Here is a 19,984-nt window from a genome sequence, read left to right as displayed (position 1 = left end):
GCTGTTAATCCCCTTATACTGCGCGTTTTACGGCAAGTCTGAGTTCCTCATGCAAAAGAAAAACATCTACGTAGCCTACACGGGCGGTACTATCGGTATGCAACGCTCTGCTCAGGGCTACATTCCGGTTTCCGGTCATCTGCAGCAGCAACTGGCGAACATGCCAGAGTTCCATCGGCCTGAGATGCCGAATTTTACCATCCACGAATATCATCCTTTGATGGACTCGTCAGACATGACGCCAGCGGATTGGCAATCGATTGCTGACGATATCAAGCAGAACTATGACCAGTATGATGGCTTCGTGATCCTGCATGGCACCGATACCATGGCGTTTACCGCCTCGGCGTTATCTTTCATGCTGGAAAATCTGTCCAAACCCGTCATCGTTACCGGTTCACAGATTCCATTGGCTGAGTTGCGCTCAGATGGCCAACAGAACCTGCTCAATTCGTTGTATGTCGCGGCGAATTATCCCATTAGTGAAGTCGCGCTGTTCTTTAACAACACGCTGTTCCGCGGCAACCGAACCACCAAAGCCCACGCCGATGGCTTTAATGCATTTGCTTCACCTAACCTGTCACCGCTGCTGGAAGCCGGCATTCACATTCGCAAGCTGAATACCCCTGCGGCACCGCAAGGCAAAGGCGACCTGATCGTGCATCCCATTACGCCGCAGCCCATCGGTGTGGTCACCATTTATCCGGGCATCTCCGCGGATGTGGTGCGCAATTTCCTGCGCCAGCCGGTGAAAGCATTGATTCTTCGCTCCTATGGCGTGGGAAATGCGCCGCAAAACGCTGAGTTTTTGGCTGAGCTTCATCAGGCCAGCGATCGCGGCATTGTGGTAGTGAACCTCACGCAGTGCATGTCCGGCAAAGTGAATATGGGCGGCTACGCCACCGGTAACGCACTTGAGCATGCAGGCGTCATCAGTGGTTTTGACCTCACCGTTGAGGCTACGTTAACAAAACTGCACTTTTTGTTGAGCCAAAATCTCACCAGCACTGAAATTCGTGCCAAAATGCAACAGAATTTACGCGGCGAATTGACCGACGACTGATACGGAGCGAGATGTAATGAAGCGGGCATTGATAATCATCGATATTCAGAACGATTTTTGCCCCGGCGGCCCTATGGCGGTGCGTGAAGGTGATCAAACGGTTGCCGTTGCCAATCGTTACGCACGTGAATTCCGTGATCGGGGTGAATGCGTTGTGGCATTACAGGACTGGCACCCAGCCAATCATGGCAGCTTCGCCTCAGTATCAGGCGAACCGGTTTACACCTTGGGTGAGTTAAACGGTCTGGCACAGATCTGGTGGCCCGATCATGGGGTTGAAAACTCTGTCGGTGCCGATTTTCATCCCGATCTGGACCGTAGCCTGATTGACGCGGTTTTCCACAAAGGCGGTGACGTTGAGGTGGACAGTTACAGCGCATTCTTTGACAACGGCCATCGCCGTAAAACTGAGCTGGACAGCTGGCTACGTGAACGGAACATCAGCGACCTGGTGGTGCTGGGTCTTGCCACCGATTACTGCGTGAAGTACAGCGTGCTGGATGCGCTGGAATTGGGTTACAACGTTGAAGTGGTAAAAGAGGGTTGCCGTGGCGTGAACCTCAATCCAGATGACAGTGAAATTGCCATCGCCCAAATGGAAGCACAGGGTGCGGTAATAATCTGAAAAATGGGCTGGTGAAAACCAGCCCATTTGCCTGTCAGTGCAGGTTGATACGTGTCACTTCCGATTCAATGCCGAAATCTTCCTTCAACTGCTTTTTCGACTTCATCACCATTTCACCACCCTTGCCGATGGTCATATGCTGTGGATCGTCGTTATGACGCGCCTGCCACAGCATCACCAGCTGCAGACAGTTTTCACGTTGTTCCGGCGTTAACGCCACACCATCCGGCCATTTGCCAGTTTCCACGGCACTGGCCAAACGCTCGTAAACTTCCGGCGTCATCGCTGCCAGCATCGCTTCCAGTTCTTGTTTCATGCTCAGCCCTCTTGCTGATTGCCCTGCTCATCGCTAAAGCTTAGCGATGCGGAGTTAACGCAATAACGCTCACCGGTAGGCTGTGGGCCATCCGGGAAGACATGGCCGAGATGTGCATCGCAATTGCCACAACGAATTTCCACACGGTGCATGCCATGCGAATCATCTTCCAGATAACGGATAGCATCATCACTGTAAGGCTGATAGAAGCTTGGCCAGCCACAGCCTGAATCGTATTTGGAGTCGGAGAGAAACAGAGGTGAGTTGCACACTAAGCAGTGGTAAATGCCTTCCTGCTTGTTATGCAGCAGTGCGCCACTGAAAGGCGGTTCCGTGCCGCGATGCTGAGTGACATAACGCTGCATCTCTGAAAGCTGCGCGATTTTTGCCTCGGGTGCGGTGTCTTTAGCCATTTTGAGTTCCGGAGTGTCATTCTGTAAAAATCGACTAGTATTCTAACAAACGAACAACATCTTCATGGTCTTTTTTCGTGCGAACCCATTCGACACGACTGCCACAGCGCAAAATTGTGACGTCGATCACCCTTTGCAAAAGTCATCCCTTTTCGGTCGGTATTCGGCGTAACATAGGCGCGCAATAAGGGTGCTGCGTAAGCGATTGCGCAACGAATTATTCCTGGCGTTGGAATTGACCTGTCGCAACAATTGACACGATTCCGCTTGACGCCTGGTAAGGTTTTTGTAATTTTACAGCCAACCTTTTATTCACTAACAAATAGCTGGTGGAATATATGACTATCAAAGTAGGTATCAACGGTTTTGGCCGTATCGGTCGCATCGTTTTCCGTGCTGCACAGCAGCGTTCTGACATCGAAATCGTTGCAATCAACGACCTGCTCGACGCGGATTACATGGCTTATATGCTGAAGTATGACTCTACGCACGGTCGTTTCGACGGCACCGTAGAAGTTAAAGACGGCGCGCTGATTGTTAACGGCAAGAAAATCCGTGTTACCGCTGAGAAAGACCCGGCTAACCTGAAATGGGATGAAGTGGGTGTTGACGTTGTTGCTGAAGCAACCGGTATCTTCCTGACCGACGAAACCGCTCGTAAACACATTCAGGCTGGCGCGAAGAAAGTTGTTCTGACTGGTCCATCTAAAGATGCGACCCCAATGTTTGTTCGCGGTGCAAACTTCGACAAATACCAAGGCCAGGATATCGTTTCTAACGCATCTTGCACCACTAACTGCCTGGCTCCACTGGCTAAAGTTATCAACGATCACTTCGGTATCGTTGAAGGCCTGATGACCACCGTTCACGCAACTACCGCAACGCAGAAAACTGTTGATGGCCCGTCTCACAAAGACTGGCGCGGCGGCCGTGGCGCAGCTCAGAACATCATCCCTTCATCTACCGGTGCTGCGAAAGCAGTTGGCGTGGTTCTGCCAGAGCTGAACGGTAAACTGACTGGTATGGCGTTCCGCGTTCCTACCCCGAACGTGTCTGTTGTTGACCTGACTGTTCGTCTGGAAAAACCAGCAACTTACAAAGAAATCTGTGCCGTTATCAAAGCTGAATCTGAAGGCAAGATGAAAGGCGTTCTGGGTTACATCGAAGACGACGTCGTATCTACCGACTTCAACGGCGAAACCCTGACTTCAGTATTCGATGCTAAAGCCGGTATCGCACTGAACGACAACTTCGTGAAACTGGTTTCATGGTACGACAACGAAACTGGCTACTCACACAAAGTTCTGGATCTGATTGCACTGGTTGCTGCTAAGTAAGCAACTAGCGAAACAGACAAGGGGTGACTTCGGTCGCCCCTTTTTTTTCATTTGGAAGAAGAGAAGGTCTGACGATGCAAGATAAAATTTATGCTTTGCCGGTGGTGAATCAGATCACCCCTTACCTGTCACAGCGCCAACTGGGTGACTTGCCGATTGTGGTGATCAGCCATCCTAAGGTGCGTGCCGCCATCGCACTGCAAGGCGCTCATCTGCTCTCCTGGCAACCGAGTGGGCAGCAACCGGTAATCTGGCTCAGTGAGAAGACGCCCTTCACTACGGGCAAGGCATTTCGCGGTGGCGTACCTGTCTGCTGGCCGTGGTTTGGCCCGGCTGGCGAACCTGCGCATGGCTTTGCACGTAATCAGCCATGGACACTCACCGCGCACGATGAGAACGAAGATGCGGTGATGCTGACCTTCACGCTGGAGAGTAATGCCCAGACCAAAAAGCTCTGGCCGCACGATTTCACCCTGCTCGCCCGCTTCCGTATCGCCGAACACTGCGAAATAGAGCTTGAAGCCTGGGGCGATTATGAAGCCACCGCCGCGCTGCATACCTACTTCCAGATTGCTGACATCGCGCAGGTTGAAGTGAGTGGCTTAGGCAATAGTTACATTGATAAAGTGAACGCAAATACCTTGGGCAGTTCAGCGGATGGTAAACAAACCTATCCCGACCGCGTGGATCGTATTCACACCGCTGCAGAAGATTGCAGCGTGATCCACGATAAAGGCGGCAAGCGTCAAATCGAAGTGTATCATCACTATCAAAGTGACGTTGTCACCTGGAATCCGGGCCCGGAACTGTCATGCAGCATGGCGGATATGCCGAACGAAGGCTACAAAACCATGGTTTGCGTGGAGACGGCGCGCATTAATAAGCCGATGAAAAGCGCCGGTGAATCCCCTGCACGTCTCGGTACCACGCTGCGCGTGCGTAACAAATAAGTCTTTGCGGCGCACTCGCGCCGCTACACCACATCCAATCCGGTCCTGTGCTGCGGTGCCGGAAACGCCCGGTCGATAATCGTCAACTCCTCTGCCGTTAACGTAACGTTCAGGGCGGCGGCATTTTCCGTCACATGCTTGATGCTGCTGGCTTTAGGAATCGCGATAATACCCTGGTCGCGAATAACCCATGCCAACAGCAATTGCGCCACACTGATGCCCCTCTGTTGTGCAATCTGCTGGAGATGCGGCTCATCAAACAGGGACTGGCGTAAGCGTCCCGCTTGTGCCAGCGGGCAATAGGCCATAATCGGCACGCTGCGTTGCTGACAAGTTGGTAACAGATCATATTCAATGCCACGAGATGCCAGATGATAAAGCACCTGATTGGTTAAGCAGCCCTCTCCGCCCGCTTCACCCCACAACTCTTGCATATCTTCGGTATCGAAGTTCGACACGCCCCAATGGCGAATTTTACCCTGCTGTTGCAGCATCTCCATGGCGCGCACCGTCTCTTCCAGCGGCACATTGCCGCGCCAGTGCAGCAGGTAGAGATCAAGGTAATCGGTCTGCAAGCGCCGCAAACTGCGTTCACAGGCGTCAATGGCATCGATTTCACCTGCGTTCCACGGATAGACCTTTGACACCAACCAGGCTTGCTCGCGGCGCCCGCGCAATGCCTCACCCACAACCTCCTCTGCGCCGCCTTCTGCGTACATCTCGGCGGTATCAATCAGTTTGAGGCCAAGATCCAAACCCGCCTGCAGTGCGCCGACTTCGGCATTGCGTTGCGCCGCATTTTCGCCCATGTACCAGGTGCCTTGTCCAATAGCAGGTAAAGGTGATTCATCACGAAACTGAATGGTTTTCATTACGCCTCCGGTTGCGCCATTTGTGGGCGCTGTATTGGTGCAATGTAAAAAAAACGCCTCTTGGCGAGGCGTTTATTCAAATCATCAGAAGCTGTAGCTAATGCCGGTCCAGACCGTGAACTGCCCGCTTTTGTCGACCATTGGGCTGTCTTTGATTTCACTGTCAAATCGGGTATAGCGTCCCGAGAAACTGGCGTTCCAGCTATCACTGATCTGATAGCTGGCATTCATTTCAACATAAGGCGACCAACTGTCATCGGGTTGATACTGCGCAATGCCCGTTCTGGCGCTCTCATGCGATGAAACACCATAGTAATAACGGTTCTGATTGGCGCTGTTCCACATCGCACCGATACCCGGCGTCAGGCTAAATGCGCCAAAATCGAAGCGATACAGATAGGTAAGATCCCAAATCATCCCATTGCTGTTATTCAACACATCACCGAGCAATGCGGTGCGCACGATGCCCCAGTCAGCAACATGACGATAACTGGCACCCGCCATCAGGGTCATGCGGCGCTTGTCCAGCGCTTTCATATCGCCCAGATCGTTGTCTTTCGGATCGTACTGCTGCGGTGAGCCCAGCACTGTTAGAGACAGCTGGTTCTGCGGGTCTTTCCACAGGTAGTAACCGCCTTGCAGACTGCGGAACCAGAAGTTTTCGCCCTCGTAGTTGATGACAGGAATCGGCAGATAACGGTCTTGTCCTCCACGGTAAGGCGATTGGGCATAAATAACCGAGGCACCAAGAGATAAGGGTTCTGCATGAGTGCTGAACGCCGCAAAATAACAAGGAACAGCGAGAGCAAGCGCTTTAAGTTTGAAATGGTTCACAATTTATTCAGTCCATAAATATAACAATCACACGCAGAGTCTAACCAATTTTTTGCTTTGGGTTAATGTTAAATCAGGGATGTTTATCACCCCAGCGGAATTGTCTGAGGCATTTCATCAGCCAGCACGTACCAACGGATTGCCTTAGCGCTTATGAGACTTTGTTATTGATATATCGCTAAATAAGGTGAAAAGTGGCTGCAGGTTTTCTGAATGCCTTCTACAGTTAAAAGTAAGACGAGACTTTTAGTTCGAGCAGAGTAACCATAAGAATTGTGTATCCCGATAAAAAAACGTCAGGTTGGCATAAGGGTTGCTGTACTCAATAAAGAATATCTTCCGGGAGCTGCAAACGTATCTAATTTCGCTCCTTTACCTGTGCTAAAAACGAAAGGACGGGCATCGCTATGAATATATTCGATCACTATCGTCAGCGCTATGAAGCTGCCAAGGACGAAGAGTTCACACTGCAGGAGTTCCTTGCTGTCTGTAAGCAGGATCGCAGTGCATACGCCAACGCTGCAGAACGACTATTGATGGCTATCGGTGAGCCAGTAATGGTTGATACGGCGCAAGAGCCACGCCTTTCCAGAATCTTCTCTAACCGCGTCATGGGGCGTTATCCCGCCTTCGAAGAGTTTTATGGTATGGAGGAAGCGATTGAACAGATCGTCTCTTACCTGAAACATGCTGCGCAAGGCCTGGAAGAGAAGAAACAAATCCTCTATTTACTGGGACCGGTCGGTGGCGGTAAGTCGTCCCTCGCCGAGCGCTTGAAAGCGTTAATGCAGCGCGTTCCGATTTACGTGCTGAGTGCCGAAGGCGAACGTAGCCCGGTGAATGACCACCCACTTTGCCTGTTCAACCCGCAGGAAGATGCCAATATTCTGGAAAAAGAGTATGGCGTACCGCGGCGTTACCTGGGCACCATCATGTCTCCGTGGGCCGCGAAACGCCTGCATGACTTTGGTGGCGATATCACCCGTTTCAAAGTGGTGAAGGTCTGGCCTTCTATTCTGGAACAGGTCGCCATTGCCAAAACGGAACCGGGTGATGAGAACAACCAGGATATCTCTGCGCTGGTCGGTAAAGTCGACATCCGTAAACTGGAAAACCACGCGCAAAACGATCCGGATGCTTACGGCTACTCTGGCGCACTGTGCCGGGCAAACCAAGGCATCATGGAATTTGTTGAGATGTTCAAAGCACCGATTAAAGTGCTGCATCCGCTGCTGACCGCCACTCAGGAAGGTAACTATAACGGTACTGAGGGCATCTCTGCCCTGCCGTTTAATGGCATCATCCTGGCGCACTCCAACGAATCTGAGTGGGTGACGTTCCGCAACAACAAGAACAATGAAGCCTTCCTTGACCGCGTATACATCGTCAAAGTGCCGTACTGCTTACGTGTGTCGGAAGAGATCAAAATTTATGACAAGCTGCTTAATCACAGTGAGTTGACCACCGCACCTTGCGCCCCAGGCACGCTGGAAACCCTGGCACGCTTCTCGATCCTGTCACGCCTGAAAGATCCGGAAAACTCCAGCATCTATTCCAAAATGCGGGTGTATGACGGTGAGAGCCTGAAAGATACCGACCCGAAAGCGAAATCCTGGCAGGAGTATCATGACTACGCGGGGGTGGATGAGGGTATGAACGGTCTGTCGACCCGTTTTGCCTTTAAGATTCTGTCGCGCGTCTTTAACTTTGACCACGCTGAAGTGGCCGCCAACCCGGTACACCTGTTCTACGTGCTGGAGCAACAGATTGAGCGTGAGCAGTTCCCGCAGGATCTGGCTGAGAAGTACCTTGAGCACCTGAAAGGCTATCTGATCCCGAAATATGCCGAGTTTATTGGTAAAGAGATTCAGACGGCTTATCTGGAATCTTACTCTGAATATGGTCAGAACATCTTTGACCGCTATGTCACCTACGCTGATTTCTGGATTCAGGATCAAGAGTATCGCGATCCCGATACCGGACAGCTGTTTGACCGCGAATCACTGAACGCCGAGCTGGAAAAGATCGAGAAACCTGCCGGGATCAGTAACCCGAAAGATTTCCGTAACGAGATCGTCAACTTTGTGCTGCGTGCTCGTGCGCAGAATAGTGGACGTAATCCAAACTGGACCAGTTACGAAAAACTGCGCACGGTCATTGAGAAGAAAATGTTCTCCAATACCGAAGAGCTGCTGCCGGTGATTTCGTTCAATACCAAGACCTCAACGGACGAACAGAAAAAACACGATGATTTTGTCGACCGCATGATGGAGAAAGGCTATACCCGCAAGCAGGTGCGCCTGCTGTGTGAATGGTATCTGCGCGTGCGTAAATCTTCATAATCGTTACCTGTAAGCTATGCGGCGCTGCGGCGCCGTAACAGGAGGCCGGAATATTCCGGCCTGGCTTGCGCTGTAGTTTGGGGGAGTTTTATGGCCTATTTCATCGATCGGCGTCTGAACGGTAAAAACAAAAGCGCCGTCAATCGGCAGCGCTTTCTGCGCCGTTACAAGTCGCAAATCAAGCAGTCGATCTCCGAGGCCATCAACAAGCGTTCGGTCACCGACGTGGAGAGCGGCGAATCGGTCTCGATTCCTATTGATGACATCAATGAGCCGATTTTCCACCAGGGGCGCGGCGGCAGTCGCCATCGTGTTCACCCTGGGAACGACCATTTTGTGCAGAATGACCGCATTGAACGTCCTCAAGGTGGCGGTGGCGGTGGAGGCAGTGGTCAAGGCAATGCCAGCCAGGACGGTGAAGGCCAGGACGAATTTGTCTTCCAGATATCGAAAGATGAGTATCTTGACCTGCTGTTTGAAGACCTGGCCCTGCCGAATCTGAAGAAAAATCAGCATCGGCAGCTGAATGAATACAAAACACACCGTGCTGGCTTCACCTCGAATGGAGTACCCGCCAACATCAGTGTGGTGCGCTCACTGCAAAACTCACTGGCACGCCGCACGGCGATGACCGCCGGTAAGCGTCGTATGCTGCATGAGCTGGAAGCCACGTTGACTGAAGTAGAAAACAGTGAGCCGGCGCAATTGCTGGAAGAAGAGCGACTGCGCAAAGAAATTGCCGAGTTGCGTGCGCGTATTGAGCGGGTGCCGTTTATTGACACCTTTGATCTGCGCTATAAAAACTTTGAAAAACGGCCGGAACCCTCCAGCCAGGCAGTCATGTTCTGCCTGATGGACGTATCCGGGTCGATGGACCAAGCCACCAAAGACATGGCCAAGCGTTTTTATATTCTGCTCTATCTGTTCCTGAGCCGAACCTATAAAAATGTCGAGGTGGTTTACATCCGTCACCACACGCAGGCGAAAGAGGTGGATGAGCAAGAGTTCTTCTACTCGCAGGAAACCGGCGGCACCATCGTGTCCAGTGCGCTGAAGCTGATGGATGAGGTGGTGAAAGAGCGCTATGACCCAGCACAGTGGAATATTTACGCGGCGCAGGCGTCAGATGGCGATAACTGGGCGGACGATTCTCCCCTGTGCCACGAGATCCTCGCCAAGCATATTTTGCCGGTAGTACGTTATTACAGCTATATCGAGATCACCCGCCGTGCGCATCAAACGCTATGGCGTGAGTATGAACATCTGCAGGCGATGTTCGATAACTTCGCGATTCAGCACATCCGTGAGCCCGAAGACATCTATCCGGTATTTAGAGAACTTTTCCACAAACAGGTTGCTGAAGCCTGATATCCGAGCCGGTCACTGACCGGCTTTTTCTTTTCCGCGCCCGCTCTCATTTACCTGAAACTCCCGCTGATTTTTCACACAAACTTAACCATCTATGGGATAGTGCTCGTTAGATTGAAAAAATGTTGAATTAAGCGCTGACAAGCTATTGATAAGGCATTATCTTTTCAGCTTGTCTGTGTGATTATCCCCGCAGTTTGTTTTATCCGTCCGTTAGCGCAGGAGAACGCCGTTGAATGCCAGCATGATTTACAGTTTGTTCATTATTGGTTCCGTGCTGGTTGCAGCAAGTATTCTTCTGAGTTCGTTCTCATCTCGCCTTGGCATCCCGATTTTGGTGATATTCCTCGCGCTTGGCATGCTGGCGGGTGTTGACGGTATCGGCGGCATCGCCTTTGATAATTATCCCGTGGCCTACCTGGTCTCCAACCTTGCGCTGGCCATCATTCTGCTGGATGGCGGCATGCGGACCAAAGCCAGTTCGTTCAAGGTCGCTCTGGGTCCAGCGTTGTCATTAGCCACCGTTGGCGTGATGATCACCGCGGGCTTAACCGGTGTGGCGGCTGCCTGGCTGTTCAAGCTCGATTTGATGCAAGGTTTCCTGATTGGCGCCATCATTGGCTCTACCGACGCCGCAGCCGTATTCTCGCTGCTGGGCGATAAAGGGCTTAATGAGCGTGTCAGCTCAACGTTAGAAATTGAATCGGGCAGTAACGACCCGATGGCGGTGTTTCTCACCATCACGCTGATCGACATGATTCAGCAGGGCCAGACCGGTTTAAGCTGGATGTTTGTGGTACACCTGGTGCAGCAGTTTGGTCTTGGCATTGTGCTGGGATTGGGCGGCGGCTGGGCACTGCAGCAGTTAATTAACCGTATTAATCTGGCACAGGGTTTATATCCTCTGCTGGCCGTCAGCGGCGGCATCATTGTTTTCGCTTTGACCACGGTGATGGAAGGCAGCGGCATTCTGGCTGTTTACCTTTGTGGCTTCCTGTTAGGCAACAGCCCAATCCGTAACCGTCACGGCATTCTGCAAACCTTCGACGGCATGGCATGGCTCAGCCAGATTGGCATGTTTATCGTGCTCGGTTTGTTGGTCACCCCTTCCGATTTGTGGCACATCGCGGTACCCGCGATGATTCTGTCACTGTGGCTGATTCTGGTGGCGCGCCCGCTATCCATTCTGGTCGGTCTGCTGCCATTCAAAGGGTTTACCGGACGTGAGCGTATCTTCATCAGTTGGGTGGGGTTACGCGGCGCGGTGCCGATCATCCTTGCAGTGTTCCCGATGATGGCGGGCATGGAAAATTCCAAGCTCTACTTCAACATCGCTTTCTTCGTGGTGTTAGTGTCATTGATGCTGCAGGGCACGTCACTCGGTTATGCCGCTAAACGCGCCAAAGTCGTGGTACCCCCTACCGCTTCACCGATTAGCCGTGTAGGGCTGGATATCCATCCGGAAAACCCGTGGGAACAGTTTGTCTACCAGCTTGGTGCGGACAAGTGGTGTGTCGGCGCGGCGCTACGAGACTTACAGATGCCACGCGAGACACGCATCGCTGCGCTGTTCCGCGACAATGCACTGATGCATCCGAATGGCAGCACGCGCCTCAAAGAAGGCGATGTGTTGTGCGTTATTGGTCGCGAGCGTGATTTGCCCGCATTGGGTAAAATGTTTAGCCAGTCACCGCCTGTAGCCCTCGACCAACGCTTCTTCGGGGACTTCATTCTCGATGCCGAGGCACGATTGCGCGATGTGGCGCAGATTTACGGTTTAGAGTTAGACGAAGAGACCAACGATCAGCAGTCACTCGGCCAACTCGTTATGGGGTTACTTGGCAGCACGCCGGTGGTGGGTGACCAGGTGGAGTGGAATCAACTGACCTGGACCGTCGCCGAAAAAGAAGATAACCAAATCGTTAAAATTGGTGTGCGCGTCATGGAAGACAAAGAGTAATCCGAAGCGCTTTAACCCCCAAACTGCGCGTGAGCGACTATGATCACTATTCCACCCAGCATAAACGGGAGAATAGGATGGGACACGTGGTAAAGATTGGTCGTTACGAGATCGTTGATGCAGAACTGAATGCTGAAAATTTAGAGACCGTCAGCATTCCCTGCAATACCAACCCCGGCCTGAGTTACCAACTCGACGGCTGGGATCATGACACCAGTGTGCTGGCGTGGATTGATGGCGAACCCATCGATCTGGCGATCGGACACTATGACAAGCAGCAAGACCGCTGGGTATTAAAAAAACCTGCCTGATTTTTCCATACCGCCATCCGCTTCGTATGGCGGTCATTCCTAAAAGCAGTCTTAAAATGAAGCGTTCTATCGTCGGATTTTTTACTTTTAACCTTATAATTCAATTCGATAGCTCATAATTTCTTTAGTCATTTATTTCCTTTTCAGACTATTTCCATATTAACTCTGTCAAATAACTCCTGCATACTCTTAAACGTTGCTGCAGCTTTTTGTGACGCAATTCACGTCTCAAACGGTCCTTTCGGTGCAGCGCTTGTGGCAGTTTTGATTCATATCGCGCTGAAAAATAAATTCTTTCCTGTTTCAGCGGACCACACCTGAGCGCGTACTTGATTCTGGTCAGGCCATCTTTTACTTAAGAAAAGAGAGCAGGTTTTATGGCAAGTACATTGGTAATGAATAATGCAACCCGCTCATGGAGCGGACTGCGTAAAAATCTCATCGCGAAAGTCGCTTTAAGTTTCTCAGATTTAATTGCATTAAATCTGGCATTGTTCTTATCTGCGGCCACCGTTCAGGGTATTTGGGGAGAACTGGACACCTTTATTCCGCCGCAGCAAATCGAATACCGCTTTATCGCACAACTCGGGCTATCGGTTCTTTGCACCGCCTGGTTTTGGGTGCGTATGCGTCATTACACTTATCGCAAACCCTTCTGGTTCGAGTTGAAAGAAATTGTAAAAACCCTGTTCGTGTTCTCACTGCTGGATTTGGCACTGATCGCCTTCTCCAAATGGGATTTCTCGCGCATGGTGTGGGTGTTTAGCTGGACTTACGCTCTGTTGCTGTTGCCACTGATGCGTGCCGTGGTGAAACGCGCCATAAACCGTGCGGGTCAATGGCAGAAAGAAACCATCATTATTGGTTCGGGTAAAAATGCCATGGAAGCTTACGCTGCGTTGCAGAGTGAAGAGATCCTTGGCTATAACGTGCAGGCGTTCATTTCACTGGAAGATGAAAACCGTCCTGACAATGTTAATGGCGTGCCGGTGATTACCTGGAAAGATATCAACTGGCAAACCATGGACCGTGACAACACGCAATTTATCGTCGCCACTGAATTTGAACAGCAAGTGGTGCGCGATAAATGGCTAAAGTTCCTCTCTAAAATGAAATGTCGTTCAATTTCCGTTATACCTACTCTGCGCGGCGTGCCCCTTTACGGCACGGATATGTCTTTCATCTTCAGCCATGAAGTGATGATTTTGCGCGTCAGCAACAACCTGGCAAAGCGCTCATCTCGTTTCCTCAAGCGTGCCTTCGATATTGTGGTGGCATCCCTGTTGCTGCTGTTCCTGGCTCCGGTATTCGGCCTGCTGTGCGCCATGGTGAAACGCGATGGGGGAAATGCGATTTATGGTCACGAACGTGTTGGACAGGATGGCAAGAAATTTAAATGCCTGAAATTCCGCTCAATGGTCACCAACTCGCAAGAAGTGCTGCAAAATCTGCTGGCGACCAGCGAGGAAGCACGTGCGGAATGGGATCGGGATTTCAAACTGAAGAACGACCCGCGCATCACCAAAATTGGCGGCTTCTTACGTAAAACCAGCATGGATGAACTGCCGCAACTGTGGAATGTGATTCGCGGCGAAATGAGTCTGGTCGGTCCGCGTCCGGTGATTGAAGCTGAACTGGAACGCTATGCAGGTGATGTGGATTATTACCTGATGGCAAAACCGGGCATGACCGGCCTGTGGCAGGTTAGTGGACGTAACGATATTGACTACGATACCCGCGTCTATTTCGACTCCTGGTATGTGAAAAACTGGGCACTGTGGACTGATATCGCCATTCTGTTTAAAACGGCTGGCGTAGTCTTGCGTCGCGACGGCGCTTACTAATCCCCTAAAGGCGATGTCTGTGCGCGACCGGCAGACATCGTTTTTTTATTCCTTCCCTTTTCTCTGCTAACTCTTTACCCTTCCCGCTTGTTTAACAGGTTGTTTCTGGTTCGTAATGCAAAAATTTACCCTGCTACTTTTAAGCCTGGTGCTGCTGGCGCCGCTTGGTATTGATCTTTATCTCCCTACACTTCCGCAAATTGCTGAGGGCCTTAACAGCCCGGTCAGTTTGATTCAGACCACCATTCCCCTGTTTTTGCTGGTGATGGGCATCGGTCAGTTGGTGACGGGGCCATTAGTCGATAATTATGGACGTAAGCCGATCGCTTTAATTGGGCTGGCGCTCTATATCATCGGCAGCGCTAATGCGGCGACGGCCACCGCGTGGCCCATCTTCTTCCTGGCACGACTCATTCAGGGATGTGCTGTATGTTGCAGTGCGGTTGTCGCCTTTAGTGGGGTACGCGACCGTTTAAGCGGCGATGAAGCCGCGCGCGCCTATGGTTTTCTCAATGGCGCATTAAATATTGTTCCGGCGCTTGCTCCGCTGCTGGGCGGTATCCTTGCCGAAGCCTACGGCTGGCGTGCACCGTTCTGGTTCCTGTGCAGTTATGCCGCGGTGATTGGTGTGATAGTGGTGTTCTTCCTGCCGGAAACACGCCCTGCGGATACCCTGCGAGTTAAAGGTTTGCCGCTGGCACAGTATGCCGCGATTGCGCGCGAACCGCGCTTCCTCGCGTTTGCCTTTGCGAATGCCGGTGCACTGGGCATGGTGCTGACGTATGTTTCGCTCGCGCCGCATGTTTTGATGACCGAAGGTGGCCTCACGCCGCTGCAGTTCTCGTTTGCCTTTGGTGCCAACGGTTTTTGGATCATGTTGGTCAGTGCGTTTGTGAATAAAACCATCCGTAAAGCCGGGCGGCCCTTCTGTCTGGCGATGGGCTTTTTCACCATGTTAGTGGGCGCCATCTTACTGGTTGCTGGAATGCATCTATTCCCTGCTGCATGGCAGACTCACTGGGCGTTATACATGATTCCGGTAGCCGTCTCGGTAGCGGGCTTAGCCTTTACGGTCGGACCTGCCACCAGCTATGCGCTGGAGCCGTATCAACAGCAGGCCGGTGTGGCAGCCGCTTTACAGGGCTTTATTCAGATGGCATGTGGAGCAGGCGGCAGTCTAATCATTGTCGCATTACCGGTCGCGGAGAAATCGGCACTGGCATTGATGATGCTATTAGGTGCAGCGCTGGCACTGATGGCCTGGCGCTGCAGTAAGAAAATGCACGGCAGTGTGACCGCGCTTAAATAACACTAACCGGCACGCGGGGCGCGAGCGCACACATCAGCTCGTAGCCCACCGTTCCCGCGGCTTTCGCGACTTCATCGATTTTCACCTGATTGCCCCATAGCTCCACTTTCGAGCCGATTCCCGCCTGCGGACAAGGTTCAAGATCAATCATCATCATATCCATGGAAATCGCGCCCAGCGTTTGGGTGCGAATACCCTCAACAGACACGGGCGTGCCCGTTGGCGCATGTCGCGGATAGCCATCAGCGTAGCCACAGGCAACAATACCAATACGCTGCGAAGCTGAGGCATGGTAACGATAGCCGTAGCCCACCCCGTCACCGGCAGTGAGTTGCTGTACGCCAATAATCTCACTGCTCAGCGTCATCACTGGTTGCAAGCCGGTGCTGGCAATATCCTGCCAGTCACCGCTTGGGGAGGCACCATACAGAATGATGCCAGGCCGTAACCAGTCAAAATGCGCTTCCGGATGCCACAAGGTTGCTGCCGAGTTGGAAAGAGAACGTGGGCAGTTGAGACCTTCTGCTGCCAGCTCTACCCGCTTCATTGGCTCAATCAAACCTTCTGGATTTTCCGCATCGGCGAAGTGCGCCATCAGCGTCATCTCGCCAACATTTGGTAGTTCACGCAGTTTTTGCCACGCCGCATGGGCCTGCTCAGGTCGGAAGCCCAGGCGGTTCATGCCGCTGTTGATCTTCAGATAGATATCAATCGGTGCCGAGAGCGTGGCTTTCGCCAGCGCCTGGATTTGCCAGTTACTGTGCACGCTGGTGGTCAGACGGTAACGATCAATCAGCGTTAGATCTTCCGCATGGAAAAAACCTTCCAGCAGCAGGATCGGCTTTTTCCAGCCCTGCTCGCGCAGCAGAATCGCTTCTTCCATGTTCAGCAACGCGAAACCATCAGTCTGCGCCAGGCTCTGCCAAACGCGGCTGATTCCGTGTCCGTAAGCGTTGGCTTTCACCACCGACCAGATACGCGACTGCGGTGCCGCCTGACGAACAATCGCCAGATTGTGGCTCAGCGCCTGTTGATTGATGGTTGCGCCAATAGGACGTGACATGCGTGTGCTCTCCCTGAGGTCTCAACGCGCCGCGTTAGCGTTGCGCAACGGCGACGAATGGGCTTCGAAACCTGGCAAATAGCGCAGCACCGAGAGATCGTCTGCAGCAATTGCCGGTTTCTGACCGGAAATCAAATCGGCCAACAGCTGACCGGAACCACAGGCCATGGTCCATCCCAGCGTACCGTGACCGGTATTGAGATAGAGATTGGAGAGCGGCGTGCGCCCAACAATCGGCGTACCGTCTGGCGTCATAGGGCGCAATCCGGTCCAGAACGTGGCCTGTTCAACAAAACCACCTTCAGGATAAAGATCGCTGACCACCATCTCCAGCGTTTCACGTCGTGCTGGCGTCAGTTTGGTGTTAAAACCAACAATTTCCGCCATACCACCGACGCGGATACGATCGTCAAAGCGCGTTACCGCCACTTTGTAGGTCTCATCGAGAATTGTGGAAACCGGTGCGGCCTCAGGATTCTTAATCGGGATGGTGAGTGAGTAGCCTTTAAGCGGATAAACCGGGATGGCGATAATATCTTTGAGCAGCGCGGTCGAATAGGAACCAAAGGCCACCACGTAGGCATCGGCTTTAATCACTTCGTCGCCACACTTCACGCCGTAGATCCGATTACCTTCGCGCAGCAACTGATCCACTTCCATGTTGTAGCGGAAGGTCACGCCAGCGGCGGCGGCCATATCCGCTAAGCGTTGGGTAAAGAGTTGGCAGTCACCGGTTTCATCATTCGGCAGACGCAAACCGCCAGTGAGTTTGTGGGCGGTGGCCGCTAACGCCGGTTCAACACTGTGAAGCTGGTGTGCTTCCAGCAGCTCGTAAGGCACGCCAGCGTCTTTCAACACGGCGATATCTTTGCTGGCACTGTCGAACTGCTGCTGCGTGCGGAAGAGCTGTAGCGTTCCGCCTTGTCGACCTTCATAGGCAATGCCAGTTGTGGCACGCAGGGTTTTCAGGCAATCACGGCTGTATTCCGCAATCCGCACCATGCGGCCTTTGTTCTCTTGATAGTGGCGCATGTCGCAATTGCGCAGCATATTCCACATCCACTCCAGCTGGAATTTACTGCCATCGAGGCGAACCGCCAGAGGCGCGTGGCGCTGGAACATCCATTTAACAGCCTTCAAGGGCACACCCGGTGCCGCCCAAGGCGCAGCATAGCCGGGGGAGATCTGCCCGGCGTTACCGGCACTGGTCTCCAGAGCGGCAGCGGGCTGGCGATCGATCACCGTGACTTCATGCCCCGCCTGTGCCAGATACCATGCACTTGCCACCCCGACAACCCCACTTCCAAGAATCACTACGCGCATAAGCCCCTCGTCGCGGCAAAAAGCATAATCAACTATGAATGCCGCCTGCATTAGCATAACCAGACGACTGATTTAATCTTACATTCGACAGATACATTTCACATGTTTTTCACGTTCCTGCACACAGAAATCATGAGGCAGTGCAAAAATCAGGATTTTTTATGCCATAAAACCATTAACCAGCGATTTATTATGCGGAAGGCAGTGCTTTTATCTTTTTTCAGTACAAAGCGCCACAGTCATATAATGCACTTATAAACAGCATTTTATCCTGCCATTAAAAATAAAACCCGCATTTGTCATTAGCAAAACCTTAAGCAGCGAATTTTGAATGATTTTGTGCCAAAAGAATTCGTTTGAGTTCCGGTTTCGGATAAGCGACAGTGGACTATCATTGAAGTGTTCGCTCAGTTTTTTTGGGCCGTCTTTCTCAGGATGAAGCCTTAAACGATCGTGACAGGTGACAATCCGTTGCCTGCCGCTTGCAAAACAGAGGTGCGCTATGACGACAATCTTTGACGAGCCAACCCGGAGCAGTAAACGACTCAGTGATGGGCCAGACTGGACATTCGAATTGCTCGATGTCTATCTGGCAGAGATCGACCGCGTGGCGAAAAGCTACGGGCTTGATACCTATCCGCATCAAATCGAAGTCATCACCTCCGAGCAAATGATGGATGCCTACTCCAGCGTGGGGATGCCAATCAACTATGCACACTGGTCGTTCGGGAAGAAATTCATTGAAACCGAACAGCGCTATAAGCATGGCCAGCAGGGGCTGGCTTACGAAATAGTGATCAATTCCAATCCGTGTATCGCCTATCTGATGGAAGAGAACACCATGACCATGCAGGCGCTGGTCATGGCGCACGCCTGTTACGGTCACAACTCTTTCTTCAAAAATAATTATCTATTCCGCAGTTGGACCGATGCCAGCTCCATTGTCGATTACCTGCTGTTTGCACGTAATTACATCTCCGACTGCGAAGAGCGATTCGGCGTCGAGGAGGTCGAACGTCTGCTCGACTCCTGCCATGCGTTGATGAACTACGGCGTGGATCGCTATAAACGCCCGCAAAAAATCTCACTGCAGGAAGAGAAGGCGCGACAGAAAAGCCGTGAAGAGTATCTGCAAAGCCAGGTGAATACCCTGTGGCGTACCCTGCCGCGTAAAGAGAAGGAGTCGGTGCACGTTGAGGCCTCACGTTACCCGTCTGAGCCGCAGGAAAACTTGCTGTACTTTATGGAAAAGAATGCCCCGTTGCTCGAGTCCTGGCAGCGTGAAGTGCTGCGTATTGTACGCAAGGTCAGCCAGTATTTTTACCCGCAAAAACAGACCCAGGTGATGAACGAAGGGTGGGCAACCTTCTGGCATTACACCATCCTGAATCACCTGTATGACGAAGGTAAGGTGTCGGAACGCTTTATGATGGAGTTCCTGCACAGTCACACTAATGTGGTGTATCAACCTCCGTATAACAGCCAGTGGTACAACGGCATCAACCCGTACGCACTTGGCTTTGCCATGTTCCAGGACATCAAGCGTATCTGCCAGTCACCGACAGAGGAAGATCGTTACTGGTTCCCAGACATCGCGGGTTCTGACTGGTTGAAAACGCTGCACTTTGCCATGCGTGAATTCAAGGACGAGAGCTTTATTAGTCAGTTCCTGTCGCCGAAAGTGATGCGTGATTTCCGTTTGTTTACGGTGATGGATGACGATCGCAATAATTTCCTGGAAATTGCCGCGATTCATGATGAAGCCGGTTACCGCGCGATACGACAGCAGTTGTCGGCGCAGTACAACCTCAGCAATCTTGAACCGAACATTCAGGTGTACAACGTCGATCTGCGTGGTGACCGTTCGCTGACGCTGCGCTATGTGCCACAACAGCGTGCACCACTCGACAAAAGCCGCAAGGAAGTGCTCAAGCATGTGAATCGCTTGTGGGGCTTCGATGTCATTCTGGAACAGCAGAATGAGGATGGGAGCGTCGAACTGCTTGATCGCGCGCCGACACGCGGCCCCGCCTTGTAAGGCATAAAAAAACCGG

General features: G+C 52.1%; 17 protein-coding genes. 11 read left to right on the top strand and 6 right to left on the bottom strand.

The features are described 5' to 3' along the window. Positions 1 to 49 precede the first annotated feature (49 nt). Positions 50 to 1,063, top strand: coding sequence for an asparaginase (gene ansA / locus LK04_RS08000; protein WP_039335481.1), 1,014 nt, complete (start codon positions 50 to 52; stop codon positions 1,061 to 1,063). A gap of 16 nt (positions 1,064 to 1,079) precedes the next feature. Continuing rightward, positions 1,080 to 1,688 carry a bifunctional nicotinamidase/pyrazinamidase gene (pncA, locus tag LK04_RS07995; RefSeq protein WP_039335479.1) on the top strand — a complete coding sequence of 203 codons (609 nt, stop codon included), beginning with the start codon at positions 1,080 to 1,082 and terminating at the stop codon, positions 1,686 to 1,688. 34 nt (positions 1,689 to 1,722) lie between these two features. On the opposite strand, the gene LK04_RS07990 is transcribed toward pncA, so the two are convergent. Together LK04_RS07990 and msrB are read right to left on the bottom strand one after the other, a co-directional pair. Then, on the bottom strand, positions 1,723 to 2,004 hold the full coding sequence (locus LK04_RS07990) for a YeaC family protein (protein WP_039335477.1): 282 nt from the start codon (positions 2,002 to 2,004) through the stop codon (positions 1,723 to 1,725). Positions 2,005 to 2,006: 2 nt separating this feature from the next. After that, entirely contained in the window at positions 2,007 to 2,417 is a 411-nt protein-coding gene (gene msrB, locus LK04_RS07985; RefSeq protein WP_039335474.1) for a peptide-methionine (R)-S-oxide reductase MsrB, read from the bottom strand. A gap of 338 nt (positions 2,418 to 2,755) precedes the next feature. Between msrB and gapA the strand changes: the two genes are divergently transcribed. After that, positions 2,756 to 3,754, top strand: coding sequence for a glyceraldehyde-3-phosphate dehydrogenase (gene gapA, locus LK04_RS07980; protein WP_039335472.1), 999 nt, complete (start codon positions 2,756 to 2,758; stop codon positions 3,752 to 3,754). 74 nt (positions 3,755 to 3,828) lie between these two features. After that, positions 3,829 to 4,704 (top strand): D-hexose-6-phosphate mutarotase, encoded by an 876-nt coding sequence (locus tag LK04_RS07975; RefSeq protein WP_039335470.1) that lies wholly within the window; start codon positions 3,829 to 3,831, stop codon positions 4,702 to 4,704. Positions 4,705 to 4,727: 23 nt separating this feature from the next. Here LK04_RS07975 and LK04_RS07970 read toward each other — a convergent pair whose 3' ends face one another. Then, entirely contained in the window at positions 4,728 to 5,576 is an 849-nt protein-coding gene (locus tag LK04_RS07970) for an aldo/keto reductase (protein ID WP_039335468.1), read from the bottom strand. A gap of 84 nt (positions 5,577 to 5,660) precedes the next feature. Then, positions 5,661 to 6,410 carry a MipA/OmpV family protein gene (locus tag LK04_RS07965; RefSeq protein WP_039335463.1) on the bottom strand — a complete coding sequence of 250 codons (750 nt, stop codon included), beginning with the start codon at positions 6,408 to 6,410 and terminating at the stop codon, positions 5,661 to 5,663. Between the two features lie 407 nt (positions 6,411 to 6,817). Here LK04_RS07965 and yeaG point away from each other — a divergent pair, with 407 nt between their 5' ends. The 6 genes from yeaG to LK04_RS07935 all read left to right on the top strand — a co-directional run bounded on the left by yeaG (position 6,818) and on the right by LK04_RS07935 (position 15,544). Next, positions 6,818 to 8,752 (top strand): protein kinase YeaG, encoded by a 1,935-nt coding sequence (gene yeaG / locus LK04_RS07960; protein WP_039335460.1) that lies wholly within the window; start codon positions 6,818 to 6,820, stop codon positions 8,750 to 8,752. Between the two features lie 90 nt (positions 8,753 to 8,842). Further along, positions 8,843 to 10,120, top strand: coding sequence for a YeaH/YhbH family protein (locus LK04_RS07955; protein WP_039335458.1), 1,278 nt, complete (start codon positions 8,843 to 8,845; stop codon positions 10,118 to 10,120). 232 nt (positions 10,121 to 10,352) lie between these two features. After that, the gene (locus tag LK04_RS07950) at positions 10,353 to 12,080 is read left to right on the top strand and encodes a potassium/proton antiporter (RefSeq protein ID WP_039335456.1); all 1,728 of its coding nucleotides are present in this window, start codon (positions 10,353 to 10,355) and stop codon (positions 12,078 to 12,080) included. 77 nt (positions 12,081 to 12,157) lie between these two features. Then, positions 12,158 to 12,391: a DUF1480 family protein gene (locus tag LK04_RS07945; protein ID WP_039335454.1), complete on the top strand. Its 234-nt coding sequence runs from the start codon at positions 12,158 to 12,160 to the stop codon at positions 12,389 to 12,391. 377 nt (positions 12,392 to 12,768) lie between these two features. After that, on the top strand, positions 12,769 to 14,235 hold the full coding sequence (gene wbaP / locus LK04_RS07940) for an undecaprenyl-phosphate galactose phosphotransferase WbaP (RefSeq protein ID WP_039335452.1): 1,467 nt from the start codon (positions 12,769 to 12,771) through the stop codon (positions 14,233 to 14,235). Between the two features lie 115 nt (positions 14,236 to 14,350). Continuing rightward, positions 14,351 to 15,544: a multidrug effflux MFS transporter gene (locus tag LK04_RS07935; protein WP_039335450.1), complete on the top strand. Its 1,194-nt coding sequence runs from the start codon at positions 14,351 to 14,353 to the stop codon at positions 15,542 to 15,544. Here LK04_RS07935 and dadX read toward each other — a convergent pair. Both dadX and LK04_RS07925 read right to left on the bottom strand, forming a co-directional pair. Then, positions 15,537 to 16,607 (bottom strand): catabolic alanine racemase DadX, encoded by a 1,071-nt coding sequence (dadX, locus tag LK04_RS07930; RefSeq protein ID WP_039335448.1) that lies wholly within the window; start codon positions 16,605 to 16,607, stop codon positions 15,537 to 15,539. The genes LK04_RS07935 and dadX overlap by 8 nt on opposite strands. 21 nt (positions 16,608 to 16,628) lie before the next feature. After that, positions 16,629 to 17,930 (bottom strand): D-amino acid dehydrogenase, encoded by a 1,302-nt coding sequence (locus LK04_RS07925; RefSeq protein ID WP_039335447.1) that lies wholly within the window; start codon positions 17,928 to 17,930, stop codon positions 16,629 to 16,631. A gap of 502 nt (positions 17,931 to 18,432) precedes the next feature. Here LK04_RS07925 and LK04_RS07920 point away from each other — a divergent pair. Further along, a complete protein-coding gene (locus tag LK04_RS07920; protein WP_039335446.1) occupies positions 18,433 to 19,968 on the top strand; it encodes a SpoVR family protein in 1,536 nt (511 codons plus the stop codon). Positions 19,969 to 19,984: the final 16 nt, after the last annotated feature.

This window comes from Pantoea vagans, from assembly GCF_001506165.1.
GTDB lineage: Bacteria > Pseudomonadota > Gammaproteobacteria > Enterobacterales > Enterobacteriaceae > Pantoea > Pantoea vagans_C.
Note: the sequence above shows the minus strand (reverse complement) of the source record. Positions and strands in the feature narration are given on the sequence as shown.

Bases quoted from the DNA above. Each gene is read 5' to 3' on its own strand.
- ansA (WP_039335481.1), top strand. From the start codon at position 50: ATGCAAAAGAAAAACATCTACGTAGCCTACACGGGCGGTACTATCGGT.
- pncA (WP_039335479.1), top strand. From the start codon at position 1,080: ATGAAGCGGGCATTGATAATCATCGATATTCAGAACGATTTTTGCCCC.
- LK04_RS07990 (WP_039335477.1), bottom strand. From the start codon at position 2,004: ATGAAACAAGAACTGGAAGCGATGCTGGCAGCGATGACGCCGGAAGTT.
- msrB (WP_039335474.1), bottom strand. From the start codon at position 2,417: ATGGCTAAAGACACCGCACCCGAGGCAAAAATCGCGCAGCTTTCAGAG.
- gapA (WP_039335472.1), top strand. From the start codon at position 2,756: ATGACTATCAAAGTAGGTATCAACGGTTTTGGCCGTATCGGTCGCATC.
- LK04_RS07975 (WP_039335470.1), top strand. From the start codon at position 3,829: ATGCAAGATAAAATTTATGCTTTGCCGGTGGTGAATCAGATCACCCCT.
- LK04_RS07970 (WP_039335468.1), bottom strand. From the start codon at position 5,576: ATGAAAACCATTCAGTTTCGTGATGAATCACCTTTACCTGCTATTGGA.
- yeaG (WP_039335460.1), top strand. From the start codon at position 6,818: ATGAATATATTCGATCACTATCGTCAGCGCTATGAAGCTGCCAAGGAC.
- LK04_RS07955 (WP_039335458.1), top strand. From the start codon at position 8,843: ATGGCCTATTTCATCGATCGGCGTCTGAACGGTAAAAACAAAAGCGCC.
- LK04_RS07945 (WP_039335454.1), top strand. From the start codon at position 12,158: ATGGGACACGTGGTAAAGATTGGTCGTTACGAGATCGTTGATGCAGAA.
- wbaP (WP_039335452.1), top strand. From the start codon at position 12,769: ATGGCAAGTACATTGGTAATGAATAATGCAACCCGCTCATGGAGCGGA.
- LK04_RS07935 (WP_039335450.1), top strand. From the start codon at position 14,351: ATGCAAAAATTTACCCTGCTACTTTTAAGCCTGGTGCTGCTGGCGCCG.
- dadX (WP_039335448.1), bottom strand. From the start codon at position 16,607: ATGTCACGTCCTATTGGCGCAACCATCAATCAACAGGCGCTGAGCCAC.
- LK04_RS07925 (WP_039335447.1), bottom strand. From the start codon at position 17,930: ATGCGCGTAGTGATTCTTGGAAGTGGGGTTGTCGGGGTGGCAAGTGCA.
- LK04_RS07920 (WP_039335446.1), top strand. From the start codon at position 18,433: ATGACGACAATCTTTGACGAGCCAACCCGGAGCAGTAAACGACTCAGT.